The following is an 11,419-nucleotide window of genomic DNA, read 5'->3' on the forward strand; positions in this document are numbered from 1 at the left end:
ATGGCGCAAGCTGGGTTTCGACGGCTGAAACCGCCCATGTTGCCGGTGCTGACCGGCCATTCGGTTGGGACTGCTCAACCCGGACTCCAGTTGCTCGCCCGCAAGGGTGTTATCAACGGAGAGCGAAGTGCCTAAAAATCGCATAAGCAACTTTGTTTAGGTTTTTAGGAGCAGGATGTTTTCGGCGCTGCGTGTCAAGTCGTTGTGGTTTTTTTCGGTCAGTGTGGGAACGGGGAAGGTGTTCCAGCCGAGGGTGTTGGAGTAGCGGAAATCCGTTTTCAGCTTGCCGCAGACGGTGGCGATCCAGACCAGGTGCAGGCGCGAGGCGATAAAAGCGAGGCTCCAGAGCGTGGCATCGTAGAGGGCGAAGGCTAGATTGGTCACAGATGTATTGTTATCTACAATCCCAACGGGTAAATAAGCACGCGATTCAGATGAAACACCAGGCATCACAATCGTCTGGCTCCGTCCAATATTCATTTCCCTCATTTGATGCGCCCGCGCTGCCATTTCATTAGCGCCGCGATCTCGGCTTGCCAGCCGCATCGTTCGCACCCCTTCAATTCTTTGCTGGATGGCATCAATACCCAGCGCCTCTTCGAGATGAGCATCCTCAATCCATAGACAATAGCGCTCCAGACCACGAATAAACTCTGCCGAGCCGTAGATACGACGAATAAAGCGAGTACGCTGTTCTGGAGTTAAGCCAAGCGCATCGACCTCATCTCTGGATAGCAACAGATGTCCGCCATCGTAAGGCATGTTGCCGCGAAGCATTTCCGCCTGCCCGCTCAAAGGCCGCGCCGCCTTCTCCACCACCACATTGGCTCCCGGCACCAAATAGGCGTTGATCTGCGCCACCTCCTTGACCTCCGTCTCGCCGTCGTCGGTGAGCGCAAAAAGCTGCCGCACTTTAGGGGCTGGGTTAGCGATGCCGACAATCACCACCGTCACGCCCGCATTGTGCGCGGCGAGGTTTGCCCATTTAAACGAGGTATGCGCAAAGGCAATCTGATGACCACTGGCAAAAATCAGCGGCCAGAGAATCGCCACTTGCTGCCCCTGACAAATGGAGTTGGTAGAGACAAAAGCCGCAGAGGAGTGGGTATGCGTGCCGTAATCAGCGGCCTTCATGAACCAGCCCGCCACATAGTCAAGTGATTTCCAGTTCTTGGTGCGCTTATCGAAAATAATTTGCAAATCGGCCTTTTGTTCGATAGTTTGCCAAGTGGAACCCAAATAGGGCGGATTGCCGCAAATATAGGTCTCGCCCCCCTCGTTCTCAAAGTCGATCTCGGCTTGCTCCAGCGGCCTGCCGAAAAGATCATCGGCATGCAATTTGACCCCGGTTCCGGTTGGCGGACAGATGCTCAACCAATCCAGCCGCAACGCATTTCCGCAAGTGATCCAGCTCTCATGGCTCAACGGCAGAAACTCCGCCAGGGCCAGCTTCTGCCCGCGATAGAGTACGTCGCACTGGTACTCGGCAATGACCAGCGCAAGGCGGGCGATCTCCGCCGGAAAGTCACGCAGTTCGATGCCGCGAAAATTGGTCAGCGGGATCTCCGATGCGTGATCCGATTCACCGCGCCGCCGGTTAATCTCGGCCTCAATGGCGCGCATCTCTTTGTAGGCAATCACCAGAAAATTGCCTGAACCGCAGGCCGGGTCGAACACCCGGATCCTCGCCATGCGCTTGCGCAGGTTGAGCAACATGCGCGGATTGTCGCCCGCCTCGTTCAGTTTGGAACGCAGATCGTCGAGGAAGAGCGGATTGAGTACCTTGAGGATGTTGGGGACGCTGGTGTAGTGCATCCCCAGCTCGCCGCGCTCCTCATCCGCCGCAACCGCCTGAATCATGGAGCCGAAGATGTCGGGGTTGATTTTGGTCCAGTCGAGTCCGCCGACGTGGAGCAGGTAGGCGCGGGCGATTTTGCTAAAGCGGGGTACGGTGTCGCTGCCGGAGAAGAGGCGTCCGTTGACGTAGGAGAAGCCGTCGGCCCAGCGGGGTATTTGGGCGGTGGTGCGGTTGGCGCGGGGGGTGTTCATGGCGCGAAAGAGGGTGGCGATGATGGTGTGGGTGTTGGAGGCGTCAGCGGCGCTCATTTGGCTGATGGTGGCGGTGAAGCGGCCTTTTTCGAGGAAGATGTCGGTGTCTTCGGCGAAAAAGCAGAAGATGAGCCGCGCCATGAATTTGTTCATGTCGTGGCGGCGCTCGGCTTTGCCCCAGTCGGGGTTGTCTTTCAGGAGTTCGACATAGAGGCGGTTGAGGCGGCTGGTGGCGCGGATGTCGAAGGCGTTTTCGCTGATTTGCTGGACGGTGCTGATGCCGGCCAGTGGCAGGAAGAAGCCGAAATGGTCGGGGAGGTTTGGGTAGGCGCAGGCGATGGTTTCGCCGTTGTTGAGGTCTTCGGCTTCGAGGTCGGTGCCGCCTGCCTGCCGCGACGCACGCGGCGCAGGCAGGTCGGTGGCGAGGATGAATTTGACTTTGGCTTTGGTGGTGGCGGGGCTGGCTTTGAGGGCAGCGAGTGTTGCCGTGACCTGGCCGGGGGCGCAGGTGAGGATGTGGATGTTGTGGGTTTGCAAAACGCCGCCAAGGTCGGATTTGTTGGAGACTCCGGCGCGCAGGCGTTTGAGGGTGGTGGCTTTGTTGCCGAAGGCTTCGAGGAAGGCGTAGGGGAATTCGGCGGGGTTAAAGGGGTGTTGTGCGAGGTCTGTGATGGCTTGTTCGATTTCGACGGCGTTCATGGGTGCGTGTGTGGTTGTTTGTTGTGCGGTAGTGTAAAGCGATGTGGCGGCGGCTTCCCTGCCTGCGCTGCGTGCGTCGCGGCAGGCAGCCGTCGCTTTTTGCTGCAGCATCTGGAAGATGCCGCTATGTTTTTATGCCGATTTATGCCGAGCCAGGGCTCGGTGCTCCCAATGTACCACCGGACATACGATAATGGCGTATTTTTTCGGCTGAGGGGCTTTTTTCGTGGTGGAGATATTGATTGCCAATCCGCTGTTACTGTTGTTTGTGGTGGCGGCGCTTGGCATGGTGCTGGGGCGGATCAGGATTTTGGGGGTGCAGGTGGGCGTGGCGGCGGTGCTGTTTACCGGGCTGGCCTTTGGGGCCTTGGACCCGCAGTTGCGGCTGCCGGAATTTGTGGTGCAGCTGGGGCTGGCGATTTTTGTGTATATGGTGGGCTTGGCCAGTGGGCGGGCGTTTATGCGTTCGTTTAATCGTCGGGGGCTGCGGGCGAATGCGCTGGTGCTGACGGCCTTGCTGTGTGGCGCGGGGCTCACGCTGCTGCTGGCACAGCTGTTGGCGCTGGACCCTGCGGTGGCCGCTGGTTTGTTTGTCGGTGCGACGACCAATACCCCGGCGCTGGCCGGCGTTCTGGAAACGCTGCGCAATAGTGGCGAGGCGGCACAGGCAACGGCGGTGGTGGCCTATTCGCTGGCGTATCCTGGCGGGGTGCTTGGGGTGATTATTGCGATTGCTCTGATACAGCGGCTGTGGCGTATTGATTATTCGCGGGAGGCGGCAGGCTTGCGTGACTATGGGGCCACCGGCGAGCATTTGGCGAATCTGACGGTGCGCATTACCCGCGCTGAATTGTCTCAGGCACCGATCCAGTTTTGGCGTGAACAGGAACACTGGCATGTCATTCTTGGGCGTTACCGGCGCCATGATGAGCTTGATCTGGTGCAGCCCGATACCGTTTTACAGGTGGGCGATGAGGTCACGTTGGTGGGCACGCATGAGGATTTGCATGCCGCTGCCGCCCGGATGGGCGAGGTGGTGGATATCAATCTGACCTTTGATCATTCGCGCCTGGATTTTCGCCGGGTGTTTGTCAGTAATCCGAAGGTTGCCGGGCGCACTCTGGCGGAATTGCGCATCCCGCAGCGGCTGGGGGCGGTGATTACGCGGGTGCGGCGCGGTGATATGGAATTTTTGCCCAGTGATGATCTGCGTCTGGAGTTGGGGGATCGGGTGCGGGTGGTGTGTCGGCGTGATCACGTCGAGCGGGTCAGCCAGTTTTTTGGCGATTCGTATCAGGCGCTGTCCGAGGTCAACATCCCGATTCTGGCAACCGGCTTATGTCTGGGGCTGATGCTGGGGATGGTGCCGATACCTTTACCGGGCGGGCTGACCTTGCAGTTGGGCTTTGCAGGAGGGCCTTTGCTGGTCGCGCTGGCGCTGGGGGCCATCGGTCACAGTGGCCCGGTGTTATGGAATCTGCCATTTTCGGCCAATCTGACCTTACGCCAGTTTGGTCTGCTGTTGTTTCTTGCGGGAGTGGGCACCAATTCCGGTTATGCCTTTGCCTCCACCTTACGCGCCGGTGAGGGGCTTGATCTGCTGCTGGCAGGGGCGCTGCTAACCTTCACCCTGGCGCTAAGTACCTTGATCATCGGTTATCGGCTGCTCAAATTGCCGATGAATATCATGCTCGGCGTTGTCTGCGGACAACATACCCAGCCCGCCGCACTGGGTTATGCGGTGGAACAATCGCGCAATGATTTACCGCATTTGGGCTATGCTACGGTTTTCCCTCTGGCCACGGTGGTTAAAATCATTCTCGCGCAATTGATTCTTTTACTGTCACAGGTATAGATAATGTATGCAAGCAATGATCCGTGTTGGCGCGTTTTTCCTTTTTCTGGGTCAGCCTGATTCTGATCAGCATGGTGTTGATTGCGACCAATCTGCATCGACAAGATGCTTACACCTAGGTTTCGATTCGCTAACATTTGCATACAAACCCTCCTAGAAAGTTCAGTTAGAAATAGGGTTTACATACGCTTTAGCATACCCTACTATGGCCTTAGCCCGAGAACCAAGGGCTGTTCTAGTTCTTTAATGAGTTTAGGTTTGCGGTTATCTGGGCAAGTCTTAGATGTAAAACCTGAAGCGTACTCAAGAACTTGGCGCCAGATGTTTGTTCATCTGGCTTTGGCGGATCGGCCCATCCTCACTTGAGGGTGCGCGCTAGCGTTTGTTAGCGAAACTCGATCAGACGCAATTGATTGAGGTGGTGAATAACCCAGATAGCGCCTTTGCCTTCAGAACCTACAGCCGCTATGAAGCCCGTGCGCAGGATATCCAGCCCATTTCCCTGCAAAAGCTCTCCTTCAATGAGGGCACAGCAGAAGCTGTGCCCTGATCAGTGACGAACCGAGGTTCGGGCGATTCTTGACATCCTCCCGCCCTGAGCGGCGGGGCTTTTCGCGTAAGATAAGACGGGTAAATAATTAACGCCCCATCGGTCCCATCATAGCGTCCATGGTTTGGCGATTACGGTAGAGCTGTTGCCAGCGTTCACGCTGATTTTCTTCCAGCATGGCTTCCATCTCATTGAGGGATTGCAGGCGAGATTCAATCATGGCGCGGCGCAGAGTGAAGATTTTTTCATAGGCCTCGCCAATGACTTTGGGATCACGTTCTCCCTTGGCATACAGGTCCATCAGCTGTTCCCGCGCTTCCATCATTTCTCCAGTGTGTTGCCAGTGCGCACGCCTTTGCTGGCGCTCGATTTGACGCATTTGCTCACGCTGCTTGTCGCTTAGCTCCAGCAACGCTGAAATATCAGGCCGATCCATGCCACGCATGTTGCGGTCCATCATCGAAGGATAACGCTCCATTGCTGCATCAGGTGCCGGTCGTTGCGGCCGAACATTGGCAGGTACGTCTTGCCAGGTACGCACAGACCCCGAATGCGGAGGACGCCATTCGGGCATAGCCCCGCGTTGTGGCGGGCCGTAATAATCGGGACCGGGACCCATCGCGGGCGGAACGCCAGGATGCCCGTAGCCATAGGCAGGAAAGCGGTCCGGGCGATAACCGGGCATGGTCATCTCATCACCATACATTCCGGGATAGCCATGCGCACCCATCATTGGGGGTACGGCGCCGGGGTGAGGTGGCATAAAGCGAGGATCGGGCGTTTGTGCCATTACCGTGGCCGACGAAAACAGGGTAGCTAAGACACTGCAAATCAGCAATTTGCGATAATTCTTTGGTTTTTCTGCGATCATTTGGGATTCCCTGGAGCGAGTTATGCGTAGCGAGGAAGGAAAATAAAGCGGACGATCAATAAACTGCAGACACAAAAAACCCGCCAGGAGGTAAAGAGCTGGCGGGTGAGATAAGGATCTGAGGGGTCAGGGACGCTGGCATGGGATGAATAAAATTCCCCACCAGCGCTGGCCCCCAACAACACACCCCTCAGCCAGACATCCGGCCTTTAGTTCAGGCCTTTGTAGTCTTTGAGCATGCTTTGCCCATACAGCGGCTTGAACACGCCTTGATGACAGCTCAGGCAGTTAACCTTGGCCACTTCTCCACCGTGTGCGGCCAGCACTTCTTCCGGATATAACCCCGCCATCGGCTCCAGTTGGCTGGTGTTGATGTCCCGCGCCATGCGGATACCAATCAATGCCAGGCTGTGCTTGGGTGTGGTTTCTTCCGTCAGGAAGGACCGGCTGTTGTGGCAGTAGGTGCAGTTGACGCCTAAGGCCCCTGAGATGTGCATCATCAACCCGTAGGTCTGGTAGGTGTCCATGAAGGATACCCGCTGTTCACCTTCGCCCAGTCGCTGTGGCAACGCTTCTAGCGGTACGATCGGGATGTCTTTGTCCCCTTTGAGGAAGGGGGTGAACGGATCATACGGCAGGGAGGCGTACATGACGCTGGCTGATCCCAGGTTCATGCCATAACGGTTGGCCGCAAAGCCGCCCGCCTGGGGTGGTTCGCCATGGGTGCGCCAGGTGTTTTCCGGGATCGGGTTGCCGCGATGGCAGGTGTAGCAGGTGACCCCGGTTTGGGCTACGTGGCTGGTCCACTGGCTGTTGATGTGCCGGGTGAGCTTGAGCATTTCCCGTGACACCATTTTGGTGTACGGCGCTTCTGCTGCCCAGTTGTCGCCATCATGGCAGTAGTGGCACCCTTCGACCGGGGCCACCCATTCGGTGATGGCGTTCATCAGCCGGTTGAATTCAGCAACGCTGAGATCTCCCAGGACTTTGACGTTTTCATACACATCCCCTGCCTTCGGCCCACTTTGTGAGGCCGGTGGCTGTGGTTCAGGGATTTGGTTGGCTTCGAGCAGTTTGGCTTGCAGTCTCGGGTTGTTGACTTCTTCCATCCCGGTGCCACGGTAGCCAATCTGTTCGGCTTCCATTCCAATGGGTACTTCACATCCGCTCAGTAACGCCACTGCGGCGCCTGCCGCTATCAACGGCATCAGTTTATTTCGCAAGCTCTTCATTGTGCTACCCCCGGCGCAAAGACGTCAGGATAGGCTGGCGCTACGCCGTGCTTGACCGCCCACAGGTACCAGTTGTCTACCACCGTTCCCGATAACAGGATGCCAATACCCCCGGTGATGGTGACCAGCACTGCAAACCACCAACCCCAACGGTGGATCGATTCCATCGTGGCATTAAAGCCCATGGTCCAGCGCCAGAACAGCGCGCCACGCTCTGAGGCGGTACCACGATCGGTGATCTGTTCCAGCTCACGATCTCCGCCAAAGCGGGTCACCGCCAGGATGGTCGCTCCGTGCATGGCAAACAGTAATGCTGAGCCAAACAGGAAGGCAATCGAGAGCATGTGGAAGGGGTTGTAGAACAGGTTGCCATAGCGTAATGAGAACGCGGTGGTCCAGTCTAGGTGCGGGAAGATCCCAAACGGCGGCGCTTCGCTCCAGTCGCCCATCACTAAGGGACGGATAAAGCCCAGGACCAGGTATAACCAGATCGCGGCCAGAAACGCCCACGCAACATGGGTGCCCATGCCTAAGGCACGCGCACGCCGGTAGGTGCGTACCCACCACAAGAGGATGGAGGCGGTCAGGAAGAAGCCTGCCATTAACCACCAGCCGCCATCATTGAGCGGGGGGATTCCCAGGCCGTATTCTGCCGGGGGCGGTTCCAGGCCCAGCCAGAAGATTTGTTTGATGAATTCGATCGGGTTCCAGTTGACTTGTGCCAACATGTTCAGCCCGATGATTTCAAACGCAACGAAGAAGCAGATCAGTGAGGCCACCCCGGTAAATCCAAGGTAGACCGGTCCGATTTGCGCGTCACCTATTTTGCCCAGCCAGTAGGAGAAAAACGGCTTGCCGTCTCTGCCCCACGGGCTGTCTTTGAGTTCCACGCCCGGGTCGGCCGGGGCCTGCAGCTGTACTTGTGTGAAGATGTTTTGATATTCAGCCATGGTGATACCCTTTTCTTAGGCCCAAATCGGAATCTGGAGCCACCAGTTCCACCATTCTGGCCAACCACGCGTCCAGAACGGCCCACTGATGAGCATGCACACCGCACTCCAAAACGCTGCGTTCAGCGCCAGGAACAGACCCAAACGATGGATCCCTAAGGCTCCGATCGAGTAGCCCACCACGTCTCTAAAGAAGGTGTTTTCATGTTCGGCATTCTTCACCGGCTCGCCAGGAGCAGGATTCGTGGCCGAGAGAATCAGCGACCCATGCAATGCCAGCGCCAGCGCATTCGTGAAGAAGAAGCTGATCGCGATCATGTGCGCGGGATTGTAGTGAAAGTGCAGAAATTGGTAGCCAACATTGGATACCCAGTCAAGATGGCTCAGAATCCCGTACGGAAATCCGTGGCCCCATGCACCTAACAGCACAGGACGTATCACTACCAGCGTGACATAGGCAAATATCGCCACGCCAAACGCTGCCGGTACGTGATAACCCATCCCCAGTTTGCGGCAGATTTCTACCTGTCTGAGTGCAAACGAGACGAATGCCCCTATCGCACACATCGTGATGATCTGCCATAAGCCCCCTTCCATCAGGGGCGCCATATTTAGTCCATAACTTAGATCGGGTGGCGCAATACTGATTTGCCATAGATTCCAGGTAGGCCCTAACGCCGCTCCGTACACGATTAACAGTGTACCTAACGCCGCAAAGAATACCGTTAACACGCCAAAAAATCCGACGTAAAACGGCCCTACCCAAAAATCAAATAGATCGCCCCCGATTAACGTACCACCGCGTACGCGGTATCTTCTTTCAAAACTGAGCATCGCCATTTTTCGATCCTCTGATCGGAAGGTGTTTTCTTAACACCCCCCCGCAGCACTCAAAGCAGCGGACGAATCCAGGCAATGTCTCCCAGGGTCCGTCCGTTACCACCGAATAACGACGCTATGTCCAACAACGCACTCAATAAGAGTAATCATGACGACATAACGGGTTATAGCTAGATGGTGGAAGCGGAACCTCAGACAGAATCAAGGCTCCGCTTCCGTCCGCACCACTAGTCAGTCAAACTATCACTGGGCCAGCCAGTTGAAGTTTTCTGTGCTAAGTACGATGAAGTGAATAATGAACGCAAGAACGGTCAAGAAGGTGAACAGTGCAGTCAAAGTTCTGCGCGGATCGAAATAGAGCCACATTTTGTACATAGTGTATTACTCCTTATCCCAGGATTGACAGAATCGGGGTTGCGTAGGCTTGTACCTGATCAACGATCATGCTGACCTGCCAGGAATAGCCGTCGGTGCCAGGAATCCAGGGGCGCCAGGACCATGCCAGGAAGTGGGCAACAATCGCTACAAGCAAAAATGCAGCCGTGCTCATCATGAAAATGCCGTGGAACTCCAGGGCTTCGTCTTCTGTCAGACCAGTAAGGGATTTTTCATCAGCCATTTGTATGACCTCCAAAATTTGGGCTTTTTGCAGCCATTGACACACGCTAGGCTTTTAGAGCCACTGTTTACCGCACGATACTATGCGGAGGGAATAGCCGTAACAAAGAAGACCTCGAAAATACTTTGTTACAGCAGTTCTTACGATGCTCAAGCCTTTTCTGGCTTGACACTTCGTTGTTCTGTCCAGATCGTCTGCTTGAAACGGTTGGTGGACAGCGGTTAAAACAAGATTCTCAACCTGCATCTGAAAATCTTAGCCTCAATTCTAATCCGGATTCAGGTTTATGCAAGCCCTGTTTTGGCATCTGCTCTAAAAAAAAACAAGAAACCCGGCCTAGATCAATTTTTATTTAAATCTTGCCCGAACTTTTTTGCTTAAAACAGCCCAGGCTCAGTCTGCTGGCCTGCCCGGATTAGCGGGCCTTGGCAAAGACACCAAAGCCCAGAGACCTCTTGACGCACGGCTTTTCGCTTAATGATCAATAACGCGATGAACTATCGTCACTGCCGTAGCTGCTATCGGTTTTTGCGGAATCAGCGGTGGGAGCGACATTTTGCGCATTGGCAATGGAGAAAGGGATTTCCTCGGTGCAATACAGCAAGTATTCAGCAACCTGATGCAGTAAGCGGCTGATGTTCTTGCCAAGGCCTGAGAGGTTCGGGTTGGGATGGCCGGTAATCAAGGTGGTGAAGAACTGGAATACCAGCAACACAAAGCCGGCAAAGGCCACGACCACAAAGACCACTAAAAACAGCACCATATACAAAAAACGGCGCCATGTACTTCCTTTAAGGAGGTTTTCCTTCATGTCATCCATATTGCTGCTTCGCTGCGGGGTTGCATTCCCCTGGTTGTCGTTTCTGGAACTATCTGAGTAGCTCATAAAGTATTCTCCAAGTCTAAAAATATTCATAGTTTCAATAATCTACAAAAGATTTTAAGGTATAGGCAAAAAGGGATCTTCTCCTTTTATTGAAACGCAGACCTGCGTATGCTTCACGCACTTGATCAAGCAATGTTGCAATCCTGAAATCAAGGACATGGAACATAAGCAAGCCCTAAAACACGCAAAAATATAAACCCTATAAACAGTAGCAGAATATTGGGCATAAAAAAACCCGCCAGGAGGTAAAGAGCTGGCGGGTGAGATAAGGATCTGAGGGGTCAGGGGCGCTGGCAGGGGATGAATAAAATTCCCCACCAGCGCTTGCCCCCAACAACACACGCCCTCAGCCAGACATCCGGCCTTTAGTTCAGGCCTTTGTAGTCTTTGAGCATGCTTTGCCCATACAGCGGCTTGAACACGCCTTGATGACAGCTCAGGCAGTTAACCTTGGCGACTTCTCCACCATGTGCTGCCAGCACTTCTTCCGGATATAACCCCGCCATCGGCTCCAGCTGGCTGGTGTTGATGTCCCGCGCCATGCGGATACCAATCAATGCCAGGCTGTGCTTGGGTGTGGTTTCTTCCGTCAGGAAGGACCGGCTGTTGTGGCAGTAGGTGCAGTTGACGCCTAAGGCCCCTGAGATGTGCATCATCAACCCGTAGGTCTGGTAGGTGTCCATGAAGGATACCCGCTGTTCACCTTCGCCCAGTCGCTGTGGCAACGCTTCTAGCGGTACGATCGGGATGTCTTTGTCCCCTTTGAGGAAGGGGGTGAACGGATCATACGGCAGGGAGGCGTACATGACGCTGGCTGATCCCAGGTTCATGCCATAACGGTTGGCCGCAAAGCCGCCCGCCTGGGGTG

General features: G+C 55.3%; 11 protein-coding genes. 2 read left to right on the forward strand and 9 right to left on the reverse strand.

Annotated features, from left to right (window positions below; translation table 11 throughout):
• Positions 1-156: 156 nt before the first annotated feature.
• Positions 157-2,859: a class I SAM-dependent DNA methyltransferase gene (locus tag THISIDRAFT_RS12625; RefSeq protein ID WP_246585397.1), complete on the reverse strand. Its 2,703-nt coding sequence runs from the start codon at positions 2,857-2,859 to the stop codon at positions 157-159.
• A 118-nt stretch (positions 2,860-2,977) separates the two neighbouring features.
• Here THISIDRAFT_RS12625 and THISIDRAFT_RS12630 point away from each other — a divergent pair, with 118 nt between their 5' ends.
• Together THISIDRAFT_RS12630 and THISIDRAFT_RS12635 are read left to right on the forward strand one after the other, a co-directional pair.
• The gene (locus THISIDRAFT_RS12630; RefSeq protein ID WP_221914018.1) at positions 2,978-4,603 is read left to right on the forward strand and encodes an aspartate:alanine exchanger family transporter; all 1,626 of its coding nucleotides are present in this window, start codon (positions 2,978-2,980) and stop codon (positions 4,601-4,603) included.
• A 382-nt stretch (positions 4,604-4,985) separates the two neighbouring features.
• Positions 4,986-5,153 (forward strand): hypothetical protein, encoded by a 168-nt coding sequence (locus THISIDRAFT_RS12635; protein ID WP_006788746.1) that lies wholly within the window; start codon positions 4,986-4,988, stop codon positions 5,151-5,153.
• 88 nt (positions 5,154-5,241) lie between these two features.
• Here the strand turns inward: THISIDRAFT_RS12635 and THISIDRAFT_RS12640 are convergent, their stop codons facing one another.
• From THISIDRAFT_RS12640 to pufC (THISIDRAFT_RS12675), 8 genes are all read right to left on the reverse strand, one after another.
• Positions 5,242-6,024 (reverse strand): Spy/CpxP family protein refolding chaperone, encoded by a 783-nt coding sequence (locus THISIDRAFT_RS12640; protein ID WP_006788747.1) that lies wholly within the window; start codon positions 6,022-6,024, stop codon positions 5,242-5,244.
• Positions 6,025-6,233: 209 nt separating this feature from the next.
• Complete coding sequence (gene pufC, locus THISIDRAFT_RS12645; protein ID WP_006787497.1) at positions 6,234-7,256, reverse strand: photosynthetic reaction center cytochrome PufC; 1,023 nt, start codon at positions 7,254-7,256, stop codon at positions 6,234-6,236.
• Complete coding sequence (gene pufM, locus THISIDRAFT_RS12650) at positions 7,253-8,206, reverse strand: photosynthetic reaction center subunit M (protein WP_006787498.1); 954 nt, start codon at positions 8,204-8,206, stop codon at positions 7,253-7,255. Before pufM ends, pufC (THISIDRAFT_RS12645) begins: the two co-directional genes overlap by 4 nt.
• Positions 8,207-8,221: 15 nt before the next feature.
• A complete protein-coding gene (gene pufL / locus THISIDRAFT_RS12655) occupies positions 8,222-9,046 on the reverse strand; it encodes a photosynthetic reaction center subunit L (RefSeq protein ID WP_006787499.1) in 825 nt (274 codons plus the stop codon).
• A gap of 243 nt (positions 9,047-9,289) precedes the next feature.
• Positions 9,290-9,421 (reverse strand): light-harvesting antenna LH1, alpha subunit, encoded by a 132-nt coding sequence (gene pufA / locus THISIDRAFT_RS12660; protein ID WP_006787494.1) that lies wholly within the window; start codon positions 9,419-9,421, stop codon positions 9,290-9,292.
• A 13-nt stretch (positions 9,422-9,434) separates the two neighbouring features.
• The gene (pufB, locus tag THISIDRAFT_RS12665; protein WP_006787495.1) at positions 9,435-9,665 is read right to left on the reverse strand and encodes a light-harvesting antenna LH1, beta subunit; all 231 of its coding nucleotides are present in this window, start codon (positions 9,663-9,665) and stop codon (positions 9,435-9,437) included.
• 481 nt (positions 9,666-10,146) lie between these two features.
• Positions 10,147-10,551, reverse strand: coding sequence for a DUF4389 domain-containing protein (locus THISIDRAFT_RS12670; protein WP_006787496.1), 405 nt, complete (start codon positions 10,549-10,551; stop codon positions 10,147-10,149).
• Positions 10,552-10,916: 365 nt separating this feature from the next.
• The coding region (gene pufC / locus THISIDRAFT_RS12675; RefSeq protein WP_221914019.1) for a photosynthetic reaction center cytochrome PufC at positions 10,917-11,419 on the reverse strand (503 nt) is incomplete at its 5' end.

It is taken from the genome of Thiorhodospira sibirica ATCC 700588 (assembly GCF_000227725.2).
Taxonomy (GTDB): Bacteria; Pseudomonadota; Gammaproteobacteria; order Ectothiorhodospirales; family Ectothiorhodospiraceae; genus Thiorhodospira; species Thiorhodospira sibirica.